This is a genomic window from Mucilaginibacter sp., from assembly GCF_039207105.1.
GTDB lineage: Bacteria > Bacteroidota > Bacteroidia > Sphingobacteriales > Sphingobacteriaceae > Mucilaginibacter.
On the sequence record NZ_JBCECK010000018.1, the window covers coordinates 38195 to 59882 of the forward strand.

Sequence of the window (21688 nt, forward strand, 5' to 3'; positions counted from 1 at the left end):
AAAATCGTTATTGCGTCGCGTTTTCGTCTACATGAAACAGGCCTTTACTGTTTCTTAAGTTTGGATGCAAAAACTTATCATCGCTCACAAAATCGTCACCATTCATCACATCTCCACCTTGCATAGTAACCTCTACATTTTTATGGGAGTATACTTTTTTGGTTGACTGATCCCAAAAAAGCTCCGCAGACTTATAGGTTTCACCTTTGGCATTGGTCGCTACTACGTTTTTCCGGAACTCATAAAGCTTACCACCGATGTGAATAATGCCGGTATCGGCAATAATAGTACCATCCTCCTTACCGGTTTCCTTGTCATAATGAATCACTTTGATTCCCTTAGGTGCTACTTTATAATTTTTTTTAGGATCTTCGGGGTTATACTCTAATACTAAAGGCGCGGTCAGGTGTATTTGAACCTTTGCCGAATCGCTCATTATAAGATCAACGCCGGTAGTTGGTGCTACTATGGTACCCACCTCATTGGAGGCTATTTCTTTTACCTTGTTCAGGTCATTCTCGCAAGATGATATAAAAAGCATCAACACGGACAACAAAAACAGCAGATTTATAGATATGAGACCTGAGATTTGAGATTTGAGATTTGAAATAATACGTGGTACAGATACTCTGATGCGTGATAGTTTATATTTCAACTCTTTGAGGCTAAACAATGTTTGTATCCCATATCTCATATCCCGCATTTCACGCCTCACTATTCAGATTAATCAAATTTATATTTCTGGAACCACCTGTCGTTCAGGGTAAAGCCCAGGTGAATATTCACATAATTCTCCCGTACTAAACCATTCACCAAGGAGCCTCTTCTGCCCACCTCTGTCGAAATATTTATTTTATAAAAACTACCATTATTAGGGCGCAACGGCAAACCTAAACCGGCTGTAACCGCATATCTTTTGATCCGGGTGTTATTTACCACCATATAGGTTTCATCATATATACCACCTAAACGGTAATCGACAGAAGCAAGATAGTTACGCAAGGTAGCTATGTTTGGCGTATACTGACCACCCACATTGATGGTACGACTATCTGTTAAGCCCTGGTTTACGCCACCAATGCTCAGATTAGACCATTTGCTCATCGTATAATCGGCTCCCACCAGGAATTTACCATCGCTTTGAAATGATATACCGAAACGATTAGTTTGTGGCAGTTTTATTTTTGATTTAGGATCCTGCTTGCTGATCACACTATCCAACGGAATATCTTCGTTACCGCTTGCGTCATTGGTATATTGGCTCACAATAAAACTGCTTGTTGAATTAAGCTTTGAGCTGGCCGATGCGGAGTAGCCTAAAACAAGGTGTTTTGTTTCAGAAAAATCAAACGAGTACTGAATACCGTAATCATAATTTAAACCACCTATTGAATTACTTTGCTCAATTTTTGAATTGATGGTTCCTCCAAGATTAGGGATCTCGGTAGTGCTTATATCTTTTAAGGTACCAAATATGTATGATACATTACCACCTAATAATAAGTGCTTACCTATACCAAAACCATAACCGAAATAAGCTTTTGATAAACCGCCATCACCACTGTAAGTATAATTGGTAACATTGGTATCGGCTGGTGATGATACCCCTGAACCTTTAACTGAGTTTTTATAATTATAACCGCGTTCGCTGTAAGGTAATAAACCAAAGCTCAATGCCGAACGTTTGGTTACAGGTATCGCGAAAGCCACATGGCTAAGCCTGAAGTTGCTATTGCTTTGGCTGGCCGAACCGGTTTGGTTTAAGGTTAAAAAGTTAGCATAAATACCTATATCAATGGTTGTAAGGTTTACCGCGCCGTATGAGGCGGGGTTAATAACATTGATATTATTAAAATAACCAATCTTGTTTGTTGCTACGCCTATACCGCCCATTGCCACGTTTTGAGGCATTAACTGAGGGTCGATATCCCCCAAACCAAACCTGGAGTATGGCGAGCTTGAAGTAGCGGTTGATTGTGAATGTGCTGCAAATGCAATAACAGCAAATAAAAATGTTATTAAGAACCTGGTATATTTAATCATTATGCTTTTATATAGCTGCGTTTAATCCTTTTAAAACCAAATAAGGTTCTATTTTAATATAGGGGGCAAAGATGCTATTTTTCAATAGAGTATCAAAAAAAATGCTATCACCGCCGCTTAGTATAATATTTAGTTGCGGGTTATTAATTTTATAACTTTCAATAAACCCGCTCAATTCGTATTTTATTCCGTTTTGCACACCAGACCGTATGGCTGTTTCGGTATTACCGCCATCGGCTGCACTAAAGTCTGCATCGGTATTAACCAAGGGCAAACCTGCCGTATAATAATTTAAAGCCTTATAACGCATATTTAAACCCGGCGATATGCTACCGCCAAAATAATTTGCGCCGGCATCTATATAATCATACGTAATGGCCGTACCTCCGGCTATAACCAGGTTGTTTAAGCCCGGATATATATGGTTTGCGCCAATAACGGCCGCTAACCTATCTGTACCAAGTGTTTCAGGGGTTAAATAATGGTTTTGTATACGGGTTTTAATCAGGGCACTAAAACGAGTAAGCGGAACTTTTTCGCCTAAACTAATTTGCCAGGGCTCTGTATGTTTTTTAACCGACGATACGATTGCCCTGTCAACTTTATAATTATTCAGAAAATTATCCACCACCGTAGCGTCAACCGTTTCAAACTGATCAACTACCAGTAATTCATCCAGCCTAAAAACCGCGATTTTTGTATACGTATTACCAATATCGATAACCAGATTGGTCATCAGGCCTTCACCAATGATAATATAGATTCAAAAATAGCCAGTCCGTCTTCATTAGCTACCAGGCTGTCAGAAGCACGTTCAGGGTGCGGCATTAAACCAAATACGTTCCTGCCTGCATTACAGATACCCGCAATGTTTTGCAATGATCCGTTAGGATTAGCTTCGGCAACAATGTTACCGGCCTCATCACAATACCTGAACAATATTTGCTCATTATCATTAAGCTTCTTCACTACATCGGCATCGGCAAAGTAATTACCCTCGCCATGAGCGATCGGGATTCTGTAAGCCTGATCCTGTACCAACTGAGCTGTAAGTAATGATTGAGTTGTTTGCGGCTTTAAATAAATATTGCGGCAAATAAACTTACGGTTTTCATTATGCAATAACGCGCCATCCAACAAACCGGCTTCAGTTAGTATCTGGAAACCGTTGCAGATACCCATTACATAGCCACCTTTTGCTGCAAACTGGATAACCTCCTGCATAATTGGTGAAAAACGGGATATCGCACCCGAGCGAAGATAATCGCCAAAAGAAAAGCCCCCTGGTAAAACAACAAAGTCAACACCCTGTAAATCATGGTCTTTATGCCATAACCTTACTACCTGCTGACCCATTATTTTTTCTAATACATATATGATGTCTTCATCACAATTAGATCCGGGAAATATAACTACTCCAAATTTCATGTTACAAAACTAATATAACCGCTGAAATTTGAACGAATGTAAAAGTTAAAAATTGTTAAACTGAAAACAGATAATGCTGATTAGCAGCAATAAAAACAGACTTTCATAAAACCATTTGCGGGTGGCGTACAGAAAAAAATAGGCAAAAAACACCGCAACAGGCGCTATACACAACAAAAAGTGATTTAAGTGGAATGAGGCATTCACGTAAAATGAAAATGCGGTGATAAAAAAAATAAAAAATAATAGCTGAAAAGATTTTCGTATTTGCACGTAGCTTTTAAAGAAATTTTGCTGCAATTTGAAAAAACAGAGCACCAGGATCATAATTACAGGCACCAGCAACAAATAGTTGTATGAGTTAATTTGGATATGATCAGGAAACTTGGTGGCCAGAGGTCGCCAGATGTTTGAAAAGCCCGAAAGCCTGTCGTTCAGATAATATAATACAGCCAAAAAGAAAAACACCGTACCATAGCCCATGAGGCCAGCAACCCACTCGCGCCAGTTAAAGGGCTTAAAAAGTACCAGTGCAATCCAGATCACCAAAAACAAATAAATGAACGGAAAATACAACAGTGTGCCCAGTGCCACGATCATGCCCAAATCGTAAACGGTAGATTTTGCATCATCTCCTTTATACAGGCTAAATAGCTTAAACAACATCCATATCAACAGGAAATTACAGATTAGCGGAGCACTTAGCACCAAAAAAGGTGCAAACAAGCCCGAAAGCGTAACATACATCAGTGCCGGTAAAAATGTAGGCTTGCCTAACAGGTTATAAAAATTGATCAGGTAATTGAGCAGTAGCGCCTGTGCAAAAACAAATACAGAAGCCAGCAGGATATTGACAACCGGCGAAAGCGCATACTCGTATGATATAGGTACCAGTAGCCGGGCAAAAGGCTCAACAAAAATAAACTCCAGCTTGCCGGGTACATGAAATAAATAACCCACGCGCGATAAGAACAATACTACGATTAGCCATAAAGCATTTAGCGGGTTAAAGCTTCTGAAAATATTGATCATATAGGGCGTGCTGTTTTTCGGGTGGTAAAATTAGCACAAAAACCTTTTAAGCTACAATGCTTTGTGGCTTTGCATAACGCTTTATCAAATCATCAACTATACGGGCCGTATCATTGGGGAAATTGACGATCACTTTTTTATCGTCCTGTATCCAGTTATTCAGGCGGCCGGCGAATTTGTCATTGATCTCATTAACAACGGGCACACCCATTTTTGATGCCGCAAGCGCGTTGCACTGTTGCTCATACTGCCCTTTCATGGGTATCATAAGTACTTTCTTTTTCAGAAACAATGCTTCTGCCGGGCCCTCAAAACCGCCACCGGTAAGCAGACCCTCGCAATTGGCCAGACTTTTATTAAAAGCCTCGTTATTTACCGGGAATATCTCAATGTTGCCCTGCCTGTAGGGTGTTTTTTGTCGTTTTGAAAAAATTTGCCATTTAGCATCAGTCAGACTTAGGTGCTTAAGCAGCGTTTTATCATCATAAGCTGGCAAATAAACCGTATAATGCCCCAGATTTGCCGTTTCCATTTCACGGATACCACTCCTGATCACCGGGGTATTTATAAAATCATCGTACCGGTCAAAATGAAAACCCACATGGTAAGTAGTTGGCGAATAATATTTAAACAGCCACTCTGCATAATTCCATTTGGCCGGGCGTGGTGTTTTTGGCGATACAAAGGAACACTGGTGACTTAAAGATACCGATGGCACTTTTTGCAGTCGGCAGGCCCAGGCGCTTACCGGTTCAAAATCATTAATAATTAAATCGTAATGGCTTAGTGGCAGGCTGTGCATATCGCGCCAAAGCTGGGGCAGGTTCATGATCTTGAACGTGGCCCAGTTATCAACCCCTCCTTTTTTACCAAACACAAAGCTAAAACCATGAAATTTGTATTTAAGTGGCTGCGTTAACGAAACCTCAGCCTCGGTGCCGCTTATTAACAGGTCAACCTCGCCATATTGCTGTAGTAAAGGTACAATTTCGCGAGCCCGGCTTATATGTCCGTTACCGGTTCCCTGTATGGCAAAAAGTATTTTCATGATAGTAACAGTGTTTTAAACTATTGTAATGCAGCCAAATAAGCTTTCTTCACAAAAGTTTTAAACGTGATGATTCATAGTTTTAGTTGCGGTGGTCAAGTTACAAATTAGTATCAAGTAGTTATTATCAAGTATCAGGATTTCTTGTAACCAGCTAATAGCCTTTTAAAGTCGTGATACTTGATACTAACTACTTGATACCATTAATGAGGTTCCTGTTTAAAGCGTTCAAGGAGGGATTTAACATCAAGCTTGGCATCCAGATCTTCGGCATCTGTTTTATCATCTTCGTCGGTATCGGTATTAAAGTCGTCAGGGCTATATTTAAAAATTTTCCATTCACCATTCATATACTCAAGCGAAGTGAGGCTCTCCACCCAATCGCCTGAGTTTAGGTACAATACAGAACCTGTTTTGTCAGTATTTTCAATTGTCCTAATCTCGGCGTGGTGAATATGGCCACAAACTACATACTGGTAATTTTTATCAACGGCAAGATCCGCGGCGGTTTGTTCAAACTGGTTAATAAACTTTACAGCTTCTTTAAACCGAGCTTTCACCTTTTGTGAAAAGCTCATTTTTTGACGACCCAAGGCTGTCAAAAACCAATTGGTCAAGCTATTGATCAGGATAAGCGAATCGTACCCTACCGCACCCAGCTTGGCCAGCCATTTGGAGTGTTGCATGGTAACGTCAAACACATCGCCATGAAATATCCAGGCCTTTTTGCCATCAATATTTAATACAATTTTATTAAGCAGCTGAAATGAGCCCAGGTTAAAATCGGTGAATTTGCGCAGCATCTCGTCATGGTTACCAGTCAGGTAATGTACCGGGATACCATCCGTTACAAATTTGAGTATGCGGCGTACTACCTTCATGTGCGATTCTGGCCAGTACGATTTACTGAACTGCCAAATGTCAATAATATCGCCGTTCAGGATGAGCATTTTAGGCTTGATGCTCTTTAAATATTTAAGCAATTCTTTGGCATGGCAACCATATGTACCAAGGTGCACGTCAGATATTACTACGATATCAACTTCACGTTTCGACATTAAAATTGGGGGGTTAATTGCTCATCCGGCAGATATTGCCGCTTAACTTTATCATTTGAAATGCTTAACAAACGATTACTCGTCGTCTTCGTCTTCATTAACATTTAGTTCATAAGGGCTCATATAGAATGCGCCAACCAATAGCAGCAATCCTATGACAACCAGATATGCGTATTCAAAATTCATCACATAATGATTTTAACAAATGTCGGTAAACTAAATTATCTAATTGTTAAGACTTTATTAAATGTAAAAGGTTACTTCCGGAGGTGAAATTTCTTTTTTATCCGCTCCAATTGTTTCAAATGGTGTTCAAGATGTATGCGGGTAAACTTAAACCATTCCCTAGCATTAAGCATACCCAGGTTTGGATGAGCATAACGTACCTTAGCCGGTGAATTAGCTACCATCGGCATCACTTTTTCTATCCGCTGCCTGAATTTGATCAGCAGGTTGCGGGCCTCTTCTTCCGTGATCTTGTTGCCCTCAGTTCCAGCCGGAGCTTTGATACCTACAGGCGGGAAACAGCCGAACGTTAAAACAAAATGCCCCTGTAAGGATAGCCCTTTGTTGGTTGGCGGGCAGTTGCTGTTTGAGCAACGCTCCATCGCTATCAATGAACCTAAAGAGGCTTTCATGATGTGGCTGTAAACTTCGGAGAACGACCAGCTCCCATCGGCCGGAGTTTCGGAAAATATTTCGTCAGGGATAACATCCAGTTGTTCGCGATAAATATTTAATGCCGCTTCAATGGCTCTGTATTCCCGGGCTATGTTCATAGCATTAAAGTTAGCTCTTTTAAGTGAGTAATTTGCACGGGCACATCCTGGGGTTGCGGTGCATTAAAAGGATTAAAATAAATGGCATCCATACCAAAATTAAGGGCGCCGTACACATCGGCTTCTAAACTATCGCCAATCATTACGCTTTCGTGCTTATTGGCACCTGCCAGGTTCAGTGCATATTCAAATATGGCTTTATCGGGCTTGTTTACACCGGCATCTTCAGATACGATGATATGTTGAAAATAACCAGCCAAATTTGAGCCCGCGATTTTTACCTGCTGACATTCTTTAAACCCATTTGATATTAAATGCAGTGTATACTTGCCTTGCAGGTATTGCAAAGTTTCATGAACATTCGGAAACAAGTTGGTTTTGGTTGGGCATAGTTTCACGTAGGCATCCTCAAAATCAACAGGAATAACATCCGGATCAAGCCCCAGCTCTATAAATGTTTTTTTAAACCTTGCCTCGCGTAATTCATCCTTGGTGATCTTCCCAATATGATATTGTGCCCAAAGCTGGTGATTATGGCGGGTATACGTTTCAATAAATACATCGGCCGATGATAAACCTATGGCATGCAACTGATGAACATGATAAAGCTCATGCAGTGTTTCCTCGGAATTTTTATCAAAATCCCAGATGGTGTGGTCAAGGTCAAAAAAGATGTGTTTGTATGATTTTATTCCGGAATTCATAAATATTTACCTGTACATTATTATTACGCGAAGCCCCTCTGCATCTCCCCCAAAAGGGGAGAGTGTAAAAGCTTTTGAAGCCCTCTCCTTTGGAGAGGGTTGGGTGAGGCTTGCTTATTCAACGTCAAAAATACAGATAACCTATTAAACCCCTTGTTTATTTTTTATTGGGAATAATCGCGGTTGCTTCCAGCTCAATCATCAGATCGTCCCGAACCAATTTACTTACCTGTACGGTAGTACTTGCAGGCGGAGTTTGAACATTTACAAACTTATCCCGCACCTGACGCACTGCCTTGATCTGCGAAATATCGGTAACAAAATAGCCCAGCTTAACTACATTGTTCATATTGCCACCGGCATCTTCAACAATGCTTTTGATGTTCAAAAAAGCCTGCTCGGTTTGTTTGGCCATATCATTTTTACCAACCAGGTTACCTTTATTATCTAAGGCTATTTGCCCGGATATAATGAGCATGGTACTATTGCCCAGATCAACCTGAACAACATGCGAATATCCATTCGGTGCATTTACCGATGATGGATTCTTGAATTTTACGATTGATTGATCGACTTGCGAAAAAGCTGCTTTTGATGATAAAAGCAGCAGCAGAAGGATTATTTTTTTCATTAGAGGAAGATAGATAATGTTATTTTTGAACCAAAGCTAAAGTATTCCTCAGCCAAATCAGAAATCGAACATCCGAAATCCCAAATTTGACATTTATCAGGCTTTTTCGCCAAAGGCAAGGTCGCCGGCATCACCCAGGCCGGGTACAATGTAGGCCTTGCTGGTCATTTCCTCATCAATGGCGCAAACCCATATTTTAGCCTTAGGTAAATTGGCACGCACATGGGCCACACCTTCGGTACTGGCAATAACTGCGGCTATATGAAGTTCTTTAATTTTATACTGAGCCATCAGTTCTTTACAAACCATTACAATGCTTTGCCCGGTGGCCAGCATGGTATCGCACAAAATAAATATCTTATCGTCAAGGTTTGGCGTTGATATATGATCTACCTGAATGATAAAACTTCCGTTGCGTTTTACCTTGCGGTAAGCGGTAATAAATGCAGTGGGCGATTGGTCAAAATAATTCAGAAAACCCTCCTGAAAGGGTAAGCCTGCCCGCATAATCACTCCCAGCACAGGTTCGTCAGTAAGCGTATTTACGGTAGCTGTACCCAGTGATGTTTGTACTTCTCTGGCCTCGTACTTCAGGGTTTTACTAAGCTCATAGGCCAATATTTGCCCAAGCTTTTCCTGGTTATACCTGAACCGTGTTTTATCCTGCTGAATATCGGCATCCCGCAGTTGGGCCAAAAATTGATTGGCCACAGAGTTTGTTTTATTCAGGATAAAAATCATGCTTAAATTTAATTCTTTTAAACCACAATAAGGCATGCTGTGTTTGAAAATAATCGGTTTATTTTGGCAAAGCACTGTTGCCATACGGTTGTCATTATCATGTACTTATTTTGATCTGTCAAAAACCTATTGACAGATTATTCGTATTTTTACATAGTAACATGGATTTTAATTTAACTTCACAATACTCACCCACCGGCGATCAGCCCGAAGCCATCAGGCAACTGGTTGAAGGTGTAAATAATGGCGATCCTTTTCAAACCCTGCTGGGCGTTACCGGATCGGGTAAAACTTTTTCGGTTGCCAACGTCATACAGCGCACGCAAAAGCCAACATTAATATTAAGTCATAATAAAACGCTGGCGGCACAGCTTTACGGCGAGTTCAAACAGTTTTTCCCTGAAAACGCGGTGAACTATTTTGTGTCATACTATGACTATTACCAGCCCGAAGCATTTATCCCCACAACCAATACTTATATTGAAAAAGATCTGCAGATAAACGAAGAGATAGAAAAACTTCGTTTGCGCACTACCTCTGCTTTGATGTCAGGTCGCAGGGATGTTATCGTAGTATCGTCCATATCATGCATATACGGTATGGGTAATCCTGATGATTTTGCCGAGTCGGTTTTTAAATTCGCTGTAGGTACCCGCGTAAGCCGCAATGCATTTTTACACCGGTTGGTAGAGATTTTATATGCACGCACCACGGCCGATTTTAAACGAGGTACCTTTCGGGTAAAAGGCGACACGGTTGATATTTTCCCGGCTTACCTGGATTACGCCTATCGGATTTCGTTCTTTGGCGATGATATTGAAGAGCTCAGCAGCTTTGATATAAGCACCGGCAAAACCCTCGAAAAAATGACGCATATGGTGGTTTATCCCGCCAACCTGTACGTAGCCCCGCGTGAACGCTTTCTGCAATCTATCTGGGCCATACAGGAAGAATTGGAGACCCGCAAAAAGCAATTTATTGATGATGGGCGCTTCCTGGAAGCCAAACGTCTGGAAGAAAGGGTTAACTACGATCTGGAAATGATACGCGAGCTGGGCTATTGCTCGGGCATTGAAAATTATTCGCGCTTTTTTGACGGGCGCCAACCCGGCGCGCGCCCCTTTTGCCTGCTGGATTATTTTCCGAATGATTACCTGATGGTTATTGATGAAAGCCACGTAACCGTTCCGCAGATCAGGGCGATGTATGGTGGTGACAGGTCGCGCAAGATATCCTTGGTTGATTATGGTTTCCGCCTGCCTGCCGCTTTGGATAACCGGCCGCTCAACTTCCAGGAGTTTGAAAAGCTAGCGCCCCAAACCATTTATGTAAGCGCGACCCCCGGCGATTTTGAACTGGAAAAATCGGGCGGTGTTGTAGTGGAGCAGGTGATACGCCCTACCGGTCTGCTTGACCCGGTTATTGAGATACGCCCGGTAATAAACCAGGTTGATGACTTGCTTGACGAGGTAGACAGAACCATTAAAATGGGCGACCGCGTTTTAGTTACTACTCTTACCAAGCGCATGGCCGAAGAACTGGCCAAGTACATGGACAGGCTGGGCATCAAATGTCGTTATATACACTCAGAAGTAAAAACCCTGCAAAGGGTGGAGATTTTAAGAGGTTTGCGCCTGGGCGAGTTTGATGTACTGATAGGTATCAACTTGCTGCGCGAAGGGCTTGACCTACCGGAAGTATCATTGGTAGCCATTCTGGATGCTGATAAGGAAGGTTTCCTGCGTTCGGAAAGATCATTGATACAAACCATCGGCCGCGCCGCCCGTAATGACCGTGGCCGGGTAATCATGTACGCTGATAAAATAACCGATTCCATGCAGATCACGATTGACGAGACCAATCGCCGCCGTGAAATTCAGATTAATTATAATACCCAACATGGCATAGTACCAACAACAGTGGGTAAAAGCCGTGAGGAGATCATGGAGCAAACATCGGTTGTTGATTTTAAAGGTGGCGTACAGCAAGCTTATGTGGAGGCCGACACCGTATCACTGGCGGCCGACCCAATAGTGCAGTACATGACTAAGGCTGATCTGAAAAAATCAATAGACAACACCAAGAAAGAAATGCTGGCAGCCGCCAAAAACATGGACTTTTTACTGGCCGCCAAACTACGCGATGAAATGTTCGCGCTTGAAAAAATGATGGAGGAGAAGTTTTAGATGTGCGAATGAAAAGGAGATGTGCGAATGTATAAATATGCGGATGTGCAAATGAAAAACTACATTATTTAATTCATGGATTTCATTTACACATCCGCACACTTGCATATCTGCAAATCCGTTTTTCATCCGCAAATTTGCATATCTGCACATTGAACACCTTCCGCATATTAATAAAACAATTTTAACGTTATATAACTTATATTTGTAAGCTAAAAAAATTAATCAGATGCTTCTAATTCGTTTTTTACTCATATCCATTTGTGTATTATATATAATACGCAGCCTGGCAAGGTACTTATTACCTGTACTTTTTGAGAGTGTGGTAAATAAGGCGCAACAGCAACACAATCAAAATCAGCAGCAGCAGCAACGCCAGTCCAAAAGACCGGAAGGCGCTATTAAGGTTGATTATATCCCACAGGGCAAAAAAAGTACCGTTCCTGATTCTGAAGGTGAATTTGTTGATTACGAAGAGATAAAATAATTCGTATGCTACCGGAAGAATTATATAAACGACGCCCCAATCACAATAACACTCCTGAATCTATTACCCTGATTGTTACCAACTACATTGTATTTGTAGTTGCTATACAGCTATTTGCTACCTGCGCCAAGATCAATACCTTCTTCTGGGTGATTTTAGGCGCTCTGGCCATTTACAACTTTTTCAGCATCCGCAAATACCGTGAAGATTACGGCAAAGCGCAGACTATAGCATACATTATAAGCATAGGCGGTTTACTTTTACTATACTTCCTGATGCGCAGTCGTGACCTCAACTGCTAAGCAATTCCTTTACAAACTAATAATTCCTATTCTCATTCAAATTTCTATTTTTGAGGAATATATATTATCCATTTCAAAAAACTTAAATGAATAACTGGTTCAAGCGCAATAGCATTCACTTTGTAATAGCTGCAATTTTTTTAGTGATATGCTTTATCTACTTTACCCCCGCGTTTCAGGGAAAAACAATTGGGCAAAATGATGTTACAAGAGCACAATCAACCCAAAAAGAAATTAACGATTACAAAGCTAAAGATACTACAATACTCTGGACCAACCAGATTCATGGCGGTATGCCAGCCTTCCAAATCTGGGCTCCATATAAAGCTAATATTACTTCATGGGTAATTAACGCTATCAATTATTCGTTCCCAAATCCGGTAGGTACCATCCTAATATTTTTACTGGGCACTTATTTACTGTTTTGTGTATTAAAGCTAAATCCCTGGCTGGCTGCGGCTGGTGCTGTCGCTTTTACCTTTTCATCGTATAATATTATATTACTTGTTGCAGGGCACGCTAACCAGGCATTTGCCATAGCGTTTTTTGCTCCTATTTTGGCGGGTATACTACTTATTTTAAGGGGAAAACATTTAACCGGAGCTGCTTTAACCGCATTGGCCTTAGCCTTAGAGATCAGGGCTAACCACGTTCAAATGACTTATTATCTTTTGCTCGTATTACTGATATTGTTAGGTATTGAATTATATCATGCCATTAAAAATAAAACCACAGCTGCATTTATTAAATCGGCGGGATATGTAGGCGCTGCCGTGTTATTGGCAATTGCTGTAAATGCCTCCATGCTATGGAGCACTTATGAATATGGTAAAGATACTATTCGCGGAAAATCAAATTTAACACAGCATACTACCGAACCAAGTAACGGCTTACCTAAAGATTATGCTTATCAATGGAGCCAGGGCGTTGGCGAGTGTATTACGTTTTTAATACCCAATGCCTACGGTGGCAGCAACAGAGGTCCGGCTAATGAAGATTCGCATGTTGTAAAAGCTCTGGTTGAAAAAGGAGCCCCTGCTGATCAGGCGCAATACATATCACAAAATGCCATGCCGCTTTACTGGGGCGAAAAACCATTTACCGAAGGTCCGTTTTACTTTGGCGCCGTTATTTGTTTCTTGTTTGTATGGGGTTTGTTCATTGTAAAAAACCGCATCAAATGGTGGCTACTGGGGGCTGTGATTTTTACCATGCTATTATCATTCGGTAAAAACTGGCCTTATGTTTCTGACCTTTTCTTTAACTATTTCCCGCTTTATAATAAATTCAGGGCCGTTGAATCAATTTTGGCTGTAGCTGGTTTATGTTTCCCGATATTGGCTTTACTGGCCGTAAATGAGGCCATTGTTAATGATAACAAGGCTGAATTATTCAAGAAATTAAAAATCACATTCTACATTACGGGTGGTATCACTTTGATCATCGCTGTAATACCCGATTTATTATTATCATTTAAAACAAGCAATCAGCAGGGTTATATTGACCAGCTATCGCAGATGCTAAAAATTGATAACGCTACTGCAGGTTCATTAGCACAGGCTTTGGTTCAGGACAGGGCTTCAATTGCACAAGCCGATGCTGTACGGTCACTTATTTTTGTAGCCTTAACCTTTGGAATTGCATGGGCATTTATCAAAAAGAAAATCAATGTCACCACTTTATCAGTTGCCTTTTTAGCACTGATCCTGGTAGATATGTGGACGGTTGACAAACGCTATCTGAACTCAGACAGCTTTGCTGCCAAGCAGGATAACAATGCACCACAACCCCGTGAAGTTGATCAGTTCATTTTGAAAGATAAAGACCCTGATTTCCGGGTGATCGATCTTACACAGTCTATAACTGGCGATGGCATTACTCCATTTTTCTACAAATCAATCGGCGGGTATTCGGCTGCCAGATTAAAACGCTTCCAGGAAGTTGTTGATGAACAGTTTACCAAAAGCGTTAACCAGGATGTATTGGATATGCTGAACACTAAATATATTATTTCAGCCGACCCTAAAAGTCAAAATTTAAAGATGCAGGCTAACCTAACAGCTTGTGGCCATGCCTGGTTTGTGAAGAGTATTAAATTTGCCGACAATGCTGACCAGGAAATGCAGGCTATCAGCAGCTTTTCGCCTAAAGATGAAGCCATTGTTGACAAGCAGTACAAAAGTGCTATTGATGAAAAACAATTAGGGAACGATCCTTCCGGAAAAATCACCCTTACTCATTATTCACCTGATCATTTAGAGTATGAAAGCGGCTCTACCGCTTCACAGATAGCTGTTTTCTCAGAAATTTATTATGACAAAGGCTGGAAAATGCTGATTGACGGTGTAGAGAAACCATACTTCCGCGCCAACTACCTTTTGCGTGCCGCGCAGATACCTGTTGGTAACCACAAGATTGAATTTATCTTCCATCCAACATCATACTATGCCGGAGAAAACATTTCATTAGCCGGATCTATATTATTGGTATTAGCTCTTGGAGGCGCCCTTTATACCGAAAACAAAAAGAAACCGGAAGTAAAGCCGGCAGCTAAAAAGGTATAAAGCTTTTAAGCAGAGATATAGAAAAGCGATGGGTTAACTCATCGCTTTTTTTGTGGGCTATTTAATCGTTGGTGCGCCTGTTTTTGAGCCAGTACCAGCCCAGGTTAAAAGCGATCACAAAATGGTTAAATACGGTCGGGATCAAGCCGTAATAGCGTTTCATAATATCAAAACGCTCTTCCAGGCTTTGGCGGTGTTTCTTTTTTGACATACCCCCTACCAGGTATTTGGCCACGTACCGGTTTACATTCACAATGGTTTTAGCCTTTTTAGCCGCGCGGATTATCCATTCAATATCGGCACTTAACTGATATTTGCTGTCATAAGGTTCGGTCAGTGCCCGTTTAATATATATAGCCTGATGACTGATACTCATGCCATATTTAAAACCTCGCCAGGTAAATTTAGCCGGGGCCTTATGCCTGCGCTGGCCCAGGCTTTGGCCGGCGTCATCAATCATTTCTGTTTCGCCATAATATATATCGGCATCATTTGCAGCGGCAAAGACCGCAGCCACGGTACCGGCATCATAAAATTCATCGCCCGAGTTCATGAATATGATATAATCGCCGGTGGCTATGGCCAGACCTTTGTTCATGGCATCGTAAATGCCTTTATCCTTCTCGCTGATGATTTTACTGATCCTATCCCCGTATTTATTGATAACCTCCAAAGTGCCATCATTTGAAAGACCATCTATAATGATATATTCAATATTGGCATACGTTTGCCCCAGAACCGAAAGCATGGTACGTTCAATATCGCGCACATTATTGTACACAATGGTAATTACCGTAAGCTTTGGATTAAACATGGCTGCCTCCCTTATGCTTCAACAGCTCCTGGTATAGCTCGATATGTTTTTTGGCAATAACTTCTTCCGAAAAAGTATCCATTACAGTTTGCCGGGCTTGCTGTTGCAGTTTATCACTGTCCGGATGCCGGATAACCCACTCCATGCCATCTGTAAAGCTCTCAGATGAACGATAGGTAGCAAGATAGCCATTGTGTTCATGCTTCACCATATCGGGTATACCGCCCGTTGTAAACGCTATTACAGGCGTTCCGCAGGCCAGGCTCTCCATCACGGTGTAAGGCAGATTATCTTCCAGCGACGGAATCAGGAAAGCATCAGCAGCGGCATAGTGCAGCGCCAGTTGTTCATCGTTATTAATAGTACCCAAAAAGCTGGTCTTGAATGGAAAATCAGGTACCCCCTCTGTACCCCGGTTACCAAATACAACCAGTTCTATCTGATCGGCTTCAGCACCTAAACGCTGTTTCAGCAGTTCCATGCTTTCCAGCAGGTATTGGGTGCCTTTATGCAGATCCTTACGTGAGGGCATAAAACCACTCAGAAAAATAAATTTGTCTGTAGGCAAGCCAGCCTGTTGTTTTGCTTGTTCTTTATCTATTGGTTTAAAAATAGCTGTTTCAAGTGTGTTGGGCAATTGTTTTACCAGTTTACCCCGCATCAGGCTGCTGGTCAGTACCGATTGTTTCATCCACGAACTGGGGGCCGCGATGGCAAAATCAAGCACTTTATAAGCCTCATGTTTTTGCTGCCAGATCCGGTGCGACAGATCATTTTCCAAAGCCTCGATCAACAACGGACAATTGCCGCACTGGCGCATGTAATGATCGCAGGTATAGCGTACGTGGCAGCCGCCGGTAAAGGCATTGCTGTCATGGAAAGTCCATACTACAGGTTTGTTTAGCTTGGCGATCTCAGCAATATGCCGGGGATCTAAAAACCCGTGATTAACCCAGTGCAGGTGTATAATATCGGCATTTTTAACTTCCTGGTTGTGAATAACCGAACGGCCAAACCAGGTAAAGGAAAACGGCGTACGCGATAAGGGTTTCAGGTATTTTTTGGCCCTTAGTCGCTCCAGGATGATGGTAGCTGCCGTATAAGCTTTTTGTACCGGGTTGGAATTAAAAGTGAGTACCTGCGGATTTTTCCCGAACTTATAATGAACAATAACTTTTGAGTCGATACCCTGGCTGAGCAGTGCCCGGTTCAGGCGCATACAGGCCCGGCCCGCGCCGCCATTGCCATCATAAGTGTTCAGATGCACTACTTTTAACATAGCCCAAAAATACATTTATTCGCAATAACCATAAGAACATTTGCGGGGCAAAAACTTGTCCTGATTTTTGATGATATATTACCCGACTAAAACTTTTTAAAATTTTATTTTAACACATTATCTCGTTAAAATTTCACAAAATCGGTCACTTTTTGATGAAAATTGAGTGTTTTTAGCGCTTTTTAACCAATTTTCACTTGTTTTGAGATGGTTTTTTGAGGTTTAAAAAGTTATAAAATACTCATAATCAACACACTGAACAAATATCTGCTACTTCCGGATGTTTCCGGCTTTTTAAAACAATAGCCCGGTACATCCTTTATCAGCGTACCGGGCTATTGTTTGTATAAAGATACGGAATTAATCCTTAAGGTACAAGCAGTCGTTCCGCTTTAGAACCAACTTCATAATTGGACCAGACAAGCAAGTGTTTTAAACATAAAATATTAGTTTATCTTAGAAAAAGTAAATGAAGAATTATTACGAAAACATAAGCAGAAAGAAATTAAAAATACAATCCGGGAATGAGATGAGTTATCACAGTTCTAAAACACCAGAACATCTTATTGAACAAATAAAATTATATTTTAATGAACAAGCTGAGTTTAACACTACAAATCATTCAATAATATCTTTTAAAATTTATCCTGTTTCGCAAATCACTATACTACCGGGAAATAGTTGGCTCAGTATTCTAAATGGAACTATTAAGCAGGATAAACAATATTCTATTATAGATTTAAGCATTAAGGCTAACAACAACTTAAGAATGTTAAGTATAGGTTACTTGTGCGCAGGATTATTGGCACTAATTTGCTATTACTCCGGACTTACAGTAAAAGCAGATACATTAAAAGCCGGTTATATTTTCTTATTGCTTGGTCCGGCAATGTATTGGTATCAACTATATGCTAATAAGCAACTTTTAAAAAAATTCAGGGAGTTTATAAAACACACCAACTATAGCAAGCAGCCTCTACACTCCCCCTTGCTACCGCAAGCGTCCCGCTTGTGGCTCTCTGTAGAATTCCAGTCTGATAACCACAAGCGGGACGCTTGCGGTAGCAAAGAAAATTTATAAAAAAGGTTTACGTTTAAACGTAAATCCATTTTAAGCACTCGTTATAAACGAGCACAAGATCACGAGCGCAATATTTTTACCTTACCCCATCCTTTGCTTCACATAGCGTACCATGCGCCTCAGCAGGTTGCCTTTGCGGTGGGCCAGGAAGTTTTTGATGGCCAGGTAGGCTCTTTCGTCCTCTTCTATTACATCGGGGAATTTTTTTACGGGTTGCTGGGAGATATGTACATCATACATATTTTCGCGGTTGGAGTGTACACCCGTGCCATCATGTCCGATATTGTTGATGAGCGAACGTGACGGGTTTAGCGTAAGGCCGCCTTTTAAAAATATAGAGGCATACCAGCGTATGGCCCAGGAATTGTTTTTACCGGCTTTAAACTCCTGCACCTGTCGCCAGAAGTTCATTTTCCCCTCGATAGAAAAGCGGATGATATCCATCGTATCAAACTTGGCTATCAACTTATCAATATCGGGTTCAAAATGGTTCCAGGCACGTGCCCAGGTTGCCCAGCCCCAACTGCTGGCCGCACGGTAAAAGAAAGATTCGGGCAGGCCCTTATCCTTCAGGTTATACATGTACGCTCCTATGTGCATCACCTTTTCCTGGCTGGCATAATAGGTTAAAGCCTCGTTAAAATACTCCAGTGTATAGGGCGATGACAGCAGGTCGTCCTCAAAAACGATCACCTTGCCGTACTCATATACCAGTTGGGTAACCCCGCTGATGATTGAGTCGGCCAGGCCCAGATTTTGGCTGCGCTCAATAATTTTTACCGATTTAAAAGCCCATGATTCTCTAACTACCTGCCTTACCTGCTCCACCTTTTCGCGGTCGGCATCGGTTTTGGCGGCATCGCAAAAAATATATAATCTTGACTCGTCTGCAAGTACATTTTTTTGCAAATGGATCAGCGTACGGCGCGTATGGTCGGGCCGATTATAAACAAATAACGCAATAGGGGCAAGTTGCTGCATGGGTAATCAAAAAATTCAGAATAATTCGGGTTGCTGACTGGCTTTTTTACACAAAACGGTATAAGCGTTCGCAAATTGTTCACTTACTTTTTTTCCGAAGATTTTACTCAAATTTTGCTTCACTTTAAACTCGGCAGTGATACGTAAATTTGTAAGTAAACTCTTCTTTTTCTTCTGATTTACGTAACTGTTAAATTTAGTTACTTCCGGATCAATGAGCGATACCAGATCGTTCTCCAATTCAAAACCTTCGGTACTTAACAGGTAACGCAGCGATGTTGGCGTGTACATGTTGATATGCCCGTAAGCCAAAAAATGCTTAATGCGGGTATCCACATTAAATTTATAATCGCGCGGTACTTCAATAACACAATGTTTGGCTACCCGCCTGATCTCGCGCAGCAGCAGGCGTTCATGCTCAACATGCTCCAGTACGTGCGACAGGATGATCAGATCGAAGCTATCATCGCCAAAAGGCAACTTGTAACCATCAAATACCTGTACCGATGTTACGTTTTTAATACCGCGCGACTGAATATAATCAACCCCGCTTTGCGATATCTCTACTGCCTGGTATTCGGGCGCAAAATTATGTTCAGATAAATACTTCAGTATACTGCCATCGCCGGCGCCAACCTCCAGTACGTTTTTAAAGGTAAGGCCGCGGCACACATCAATAATGTGCTGCCCCTTGTACTTGCCGCTCAGCGTGCGCCAGGCCTCATCGTGCTTTTCATAAAACTGATCGTACGCGGTTTTTACGTTACCGCTAATTATTGATTCCTGCATGGGTTTACGAATGTAAAACTATACCCTTTAGTTTCTGTTTCAAATAAATAAAAAATTATTTTTTGGCAGCCAAAGGTGCAAAATTGTAATAAAATTTAAACATTAGCACCGGGCTCTTTTTTCTTCAAAATACGGTCGAATATAACATTGATATCTGCCGATATTTTTAAAAAATAAGCCATAGCGGCATATATAATACCGATAATGATACTGCGGTACACCATATCGATGTAAACATTGTTAATAGCCGGTAGGTAAAGGCCTATTAATAAACAGCCTGTACTCATGAGCAATACCCATAAGTGCTCACGTCCAAAGGGTTGCAATCCAAATTTTATCTTTACAAATAAAGTGTAGGCAAGGTTAAGCAAAAATATGGTAAGCACGTAGGCCACGGCTGCGCCCATCATCCCTAAGCGCGGAATAAGCAACCAGTTTAGCACGCCACAAGCTATAACTGCTACAACAATAAATACGGTGGTAAGGCGGTAATATTTTGAAAAATTCATGATGTAACCATTTACCCCGCCGGTCATATCTACTAAAAAACCCAACCCTACCACAACAAACACGCCGAAAAAACCTGCATATTCCGGCTTATGCAGCAACGTTATAATAAATAGCTTGTTTGATACCAAACCAATGAACAGCAAACAGCCGATAAGCATTTGTACTACCGAAGTTTTATGATAGATCTTGCCGATCTTAGCCAGATCGTTTTCTGCCCATGATTGGGCTATAATTTGCAGCGAGGTACGGCTAAGGGCCTTGGCCGGCAGACTGATTACCACCGCTATGCTGAAAAACGTAGCATAAACCCCAACATAAGCTAAAGATTGTTTGGTTAACAGGCTCAGCATAATGTTATCCAAATTTTGGATAAGCACGTAGGAGCTGCCGCTTAAAACCGTGTAAAACCCATAGTTAAAAAACTTCGCCTTATCAGTTAACAACCGGGGAGATATGCGCGACAGCTTGAAATGTTTTCCCCTGGCTATGTATATCAGCAAAACAACTATTATACATATGTTGGCAATGATATAAATAAGCAGAAAATCATGGTAGCTGATAGCGGTAATGGCAAGCAGTAAAATACTGATCAGCGTAAACATGCGCAGGCCAATTTCCCGCAAAAAGGACGACAGTACATTTTTAAACACGGTAGATGCCATACTCTCGAGCGTGGCATAAGCCATAGTTAAAAATGATAACGGGATAATAAAATAGGCATACTTTACCAATAAAGTACCGCCCTTACTTTTACTGTAATGGCTTAATAAAGGTTCTCTGAAGCAATATATCAACAGCGTAAACACTGTAAAACCGAGTAAGGTCCATAAAGCGGCAAAGGTAGCAAAGCCCCCATGCGCTTTATCCTCACTGCGATAGTATGGGAAATACTTTAAAATAATGTTGCTGATACCAAGCGCGGCTATTTGAGCATAAAGCAGCGATATGGTTAACATCAGTTGAAAAAAGCCAATTTGTTCGAGCGTTAAAAACCGCTGAAACAAAAATACGCCATTAACAAAGCCCAGGGCAACACCGCCATACAGTATTAAGGTATTTAAAAAGCCCTGCTTTTGTAATAGGTTCATTTAATATGTTAGTTTATACTTTATCTCCCTCTGTCATTTCGAACCTTTGGTAATGGCCGAAGCACGGGCAAAGGTGAGAAATCTTTTGCGTCATGCATCGCCTGCAATTACAGGGCGTATAAGATTTCTCTTCGCTCCTCACG

21 protein-coding genes are annotated in these 21688 nt (G+C 41.3%); 5 read left to right on the forward strand and 16 right to left on the reverse strand.

Annotation, left to right across the window (positions count from 1 at the left end; all coding sequences use genetic code 11):
• Positions 1 to 7: 7 nt before the first annotated feature.
• The 11 genes from lptC to upp form a co-directional block, all read right to left on the reverse strand.
• On the reverse strand, positions 8 to 541 hold the full coding sequence (gene lptC / locus AAGC65_RS05960) for an LPS export ABC transporter periplasmic protein LptC (RefSeq protein WP_343111504.1): 534 nt from the start codon (positions 539 to 541) through the stop codon (positions 8 to 10).
• Between the two features lie 182 nt (positions 542 to 723).
• A complete protein-coding gene (locus tag AAGC65_RS05965; RefSeq protein WP_343111505.1) occupies positions 724 to 2043 on the reverse strand; it encodes a hypothetical protein in 1320 nt (439 codons plus the stop codon).
• 7 nt (positions 2044 to 2050) lie between these two features.
• Complete coding sequence (locus AAGC65_RS05970; RefSeq protein WP_343111506.1) at positions 2051 to 2779, reverse strand: type III pantothenate kinase; 729 nt, start codon at positions 2777 to 2779, stop codon at positions 2051 to 2053.
• A complete protein-coding gene (gene purQ, locus AAGC65_RS05975; RefSeq protein WP_343111507.1) occupies positions 2779 to 3471 on the reverse strand; it encodes a phosphoribosylformylglycinamidine synthase subunit PurQ in 693 nt (230 codons plus the stop codon). The genes AAGC65_RS05970 and purQ overlap by 1 nt, the downstream gene beginning before the upstream one ends.
• 45 nt (positions 3472 to 3516) lie before the next feature.
• Positions 3517 to 4503, reverse strand: a complete 987-nt coding sequence (locus AAGC65_RS05980; RefSeq protein WP_343111508.1) for a DUF6427 family protein — start codon at positions 4501 to 4503, stop codon at positions 3517 to 3519.
• A 46-nt stretch (positions 4504 to 4549) separates the two neighbouring features.
• Positions 4550 to 5551, reverse strand: a complete 1002-nt coding sequence (locus AAGC65_RS05985) for a glycosyltransferase family protein (protein WP_343111509.1) — start codon at positions 5549 to 5551, stop codon at positions 4550 to 4552.
• 203 nt (positions 5552 to 5754) lie between these two features.
• Positions 5755 to 6609, reverse strand: a complete 855-nt coding sequence (locus AAGC65_RS05990) for a UDP-2,3-diacylglucosamine diphosphatase (RefSeq protein WP_343111510.1) — start codon at positions 6607 to 6609, stop codon at positions 5755 to 5757.
• Between the two features lie 257 nt (positions 6610 to 6866).
• Complete coding sequence (locus AAGC65_RS05995) at positions 6867 to 7388, reverse strand: DinB family protein (protein ID WP_343111511.1); 522 nt, start codon at positions 7386 to 7388, stop codon at positions 6867 to 6869.
• Positions 7385 to 8092, reverse strand: coding sequence for a YjjG family noncanonical pyrimidine nucleotidase (locus AAGC65_RS06000; RefSeq protein ID WP_343111512.1), 708 nt, complete (start codon positions 8090 to 8092; stop codon positions 7385 to 7387). The genes AAGC65_RS05995 and AAGC65_RS06000 overlap by 4 nt, the downstream gene beginning before the upstream one ends.
• Before the next feature lie 157 nt (positions 8093 to 8249).
• Entirely contained in the window at positions 8250 to 8723 is a 474-nt protein-coding gene (locus AAGC65_RS06005) for a RidA family protein (RefSeq protein WP_343111513.1), read from the reverse strand.
• A gap of 96 nt (positions 8724 to 8819) precedes the next feature.
• On the reverse strand, positions 8820 to 9464 hold the full coding sequence (upp, locus tag AAGC65_RS06010; protein ID WP_343111514.1) for a uracil phosphoribosyltransferase: 645 nt from the start codon (positions 9462 to 9464) through the stop codon (positions 8820 to 8822).
• Between the two features lie 161 nt (positions 9465 to 9625).
• Between upp and uvrB the strand changes: the two genes are divergently transcribed.
• The 4 genes from uvrB to AAGC65_RS06030 all read left to right on the forward strand — a co-directional run bounded on the left by uvrB (position 9626) and on the right by AAGC65_RS06030 (position 15003).
• Entirely contained in the window at positions 9626 to 11650 is a 2025-nt protein-coding gene (gene uvrB, locus AAGC65_RS06015) for an excinuclease ABC subunit UvrB (protein ID WP_343111515.1), read from the forward strand.
• Positions 11651 to 11879: 229 nt separating this feature from the next.
• A complete protein-coding gene (locus tag AAGC65_RS06020; protein WP_343111516.1) occupies positions 11880 to 12137 on the forward strand; it encodes a DUF4834 family protein in 258 nt (85 codons plus the stop codon).
• A 5-nt stretch (positions 12138 to 12142) separates the two neighbouring features.
• Entirely contained in the window at positions 12143 to 12439 is a 297-nt protein-coding gene (locus AAGC65_RS06025; RefSeq protein ID WP_343111517.1) for a hypothetical protein, read from the forward strand.
• A gap of 86 nt (positions 12440 to 12525) precedes the next feature.
• Positions 12526 to 15003, forward strand: coding sequence for a YfhO family protein (locus AAGC65_RS06030; protein WP_343111518.1), 2478 nt, complete (start codon positions 12526 to 12528; stop codon positions 15001 to 15003).
• A 61-nt stretch (positions 15004 to 15064) separates the two neighbouring features.
• On the opposite strand, the gene AAGC65_RS06035 is transcribed toward AAGC65_RS06030, so the two are convergent.
• Both AAGC65_RS06035 and AAGC65_RS06040 read right to left on the reverse strand, forming a co-directional pair.
• On the reverse strand, positions 15065 to 15817 hold the full coding sequence (locus AAGC65_RS06035) for a glycosyltransferase family 2 protein (RefSeq protein WP_343111519.1): 753 nt from the start codon (positions 15815 to 15817) through the stop codon (positions 15065 to 15067).
• Positions 15810 to 17096, reverse strand: a complete 1287-nt coding sequence (locus AAGC65_RS06040) for a glycosyltransferase (RefSeq protein ID WP_343111520.1) — start codon at positions 17094 to 17096, stop codon at positions 15810 to 15812. Before AAGC65_RS06040 ends, AAGC65_RS06035 begins: the two co-directional genes overlap by 8 nt.
• Positions 17097 to 17565: 469 nt before the next feature.
• Between AAGC65_RS06040 and AAGC65_RS06045 the strand changes: the two genes are divergently transcribed.
• Complete coding sequence (locus tag AAGC65_RS06045; RefSeq protein WP_343111521.1) at positions 17566 to 18177, forward strand: hypothetical protein; 612 nt, start codon at positions 17566 to 17568, stop codon at positions 18175 to 18177.
• 81 nt (positions 18178 to 18258) lie between these two features.
• Here AAGC65_RS06045 and AAGC65_RS06050 read toward each other — a convergent pair whose 3' ends face one another.
• From AAGC65_RS06050 to AAGC65_RS06060, 3 genes are all read right to left on the reverse strand, one after another.
• On the reverse strand, positions 18259 to 19158 hold the full coding sequence (locus AAGC65_RS06050; protein WP_343111522.1) for a sugar transferase: 900 nt from the start codon (positions 19156 to 19158) through the stop codon (positions 18259 to 18261).
• Between the two features lie 15 nt (positions 19159 to 19173).
• Entirely contained in the window at positions 19174 to 19947 is a 774-nt protein-coding gene (locus AAGC65_RS06055; RefSeq protein WP_343111523.1) for a class I SAM-dependent methyltransferase, read from the reverse strand.
• Between the two features lie 95 nt (positions 19948 to 20042).
• Positions 20043 to 21545 carry a polysaccharide biosynthesis C-terminal domain-containing protein gene (locus tag AAGC65_RS06060; protein WP_343111524.1) on the reverse strand — a complete coding sequence of 501 codons (1503 nt, stop codon included), beginning with the start codon at positions 21543 to 21545 and terminating at the stop codon, positions 20043 to 20045.
• Positions 21546 to 21688: the final 143 nt, after the last annotated feature.

Excerpts from the sequence above, each read along its gene's own strand:
- lptC (WP_343111504.1), bottom strand. The coding sequence starts at position 541 with ATGCTTTTTATATCATCTTGCGAGAATGACCTGAACAAGGTAAAAGAA.
- AAGC65_RS05965 (WP_343111505.1), bottom strand. The coding sequence starts at position 2,043 with ATGATTAAATATACCAGGTTCTTAATAACATTTTTATTTGCTGTTATT.
- AAGC65_RS05970 (WP_343111506.1), bottom strand. The coding sequence starts at position 2,779 with ATGACCAATCTGGTTATCGATATTGGTAATACGTATACAAAAATCGCG.
- purQ (WP_343111507.1), bottom strand. The coding sequence starts at position 3,471 with ATGAAATTTGGAGTAGTTATATTTCCCGGATCTAATTGTGATGAAGAC.
- AAGC65_RS05980 (WP_343111508.1), bottom strand. The coding sequence starts at position 4,503 with ATGATCAATATTTTCAGAAGCTTTAACCCGCTAAATGCTTTATGGCTA.
- AAGC65_RS05985 (WP_343111509.1), bottom strand. The coding sequence starts at position 5,551 with ATGAAAATACTTTTTGCCATACAGGGAACCGGTAACGGACATATAAGC.
- AAGC65_RS05990 (WP_343111510.1), bottom strand. The coding sequence starts at position 6,609 with ATGTCGAAACGTGAAGTTGATATCGTAGTAATATCTGACGTGCACCTT.
- AAGC65_RS05995 (WP_343111511.1), bottom strand. The coding sequence starts at position 7,388 with ATGAACATAGCCCGGGAATACAGAGCCATTGAAGCGGCATTAAATATT.
- AAGC65_RS06000 (WP_343111512.1), bottom strand. The coding sequence starts at position 8,092 with ATGAATTCCGGAATAAAATCATACAAACACATCTTTTTTGACCTTGAC.
- AAGC65_RS06005 (WP_343111513.1), bottom strand. The coding sequence starts at position 8,723 with ATGAAAAAAATAATCCTTCTGCTGCTGCTTTTATCATCAAAAGCAGCT.
- upp (WP_343111514.1), bottom strand. The coding sequence starts at position 9,464 with ATGATTTTTATCCTGAATAAAACAAACTCTGTGGCCAATCAATTTTTG.
- uvrB (WP_343111515.1), top strand. The coding sequence starts at position 9,626 with ATGGATTTTAATTTAACTTCACAATACTCACCCACCGGCGATCAGCCC.
- AAGC65_RS06020 (WP_343111516.1), top strand. The coding sequence starts at position 11,880 with ATGCTTCTAATTCGTTTTTTACTCATATCCATTTGTGTATTATATATA.
- AAGC65_RS06025 (WP_343111517.1), top strand. The coding sequence starts at position 12,143 with ATGCTACCGGAAGAATTATATAAACGACGCCCCAATCACAATAACACT.
- AAGC65_RS06030 (WP_343111518.1), top strand. The coding sequence starts at position 12,526 with ATGAATAACTGGTTCAAGCGCAATAGCATTCACTTTGTAATAGCTGCA.
- AAGC65_RS06035 (WP_343111519.1), bottom strand. The coding sequence starts at position 15,817 with ATGTTTAATCCAAAGCTTACGGTAATTACCATTGTGTACAATAATGTG.
- AAGC65_RS06040 (WP_343111520.1), bottom strand. The coding sequence starts at position 17,096 with ATGTTAAAAGTAGTGCATCTGAACACTTATGATGGCAATGGCGGCGCG.
- AAGC65_RS06045 (WP_343111521.1), top strand. The coding sequence starts at position 17,566 with ATGAAGAATTATTACGAAAACATAAGCAGAAAGAAATTAAAAATACAA.
- AAGC65_RS06050 (WP_343111522.1), bottom strand. The coding sequence starts at position 19,158 with ATGCAGCAACTTGCCCCTATTGCGTTATTTGTTTATAATCGGCCCGAC.
- AAGC65_RS06055 (WP_343111523.1), bottom strand. The coding sequence starts at position 19,947 with ATGCAGGAATCAATAATTAGCGGTAACGTAAAAACCGCGTACGATCAG.
- AAGC65_RS06060 (WP_343111524.1), bottom strand. The coding sequence starts at position 21,545 with ATGAACCTATTACAAAAGCAGGGCTTTTTAAATACCTTAATACTGTAT.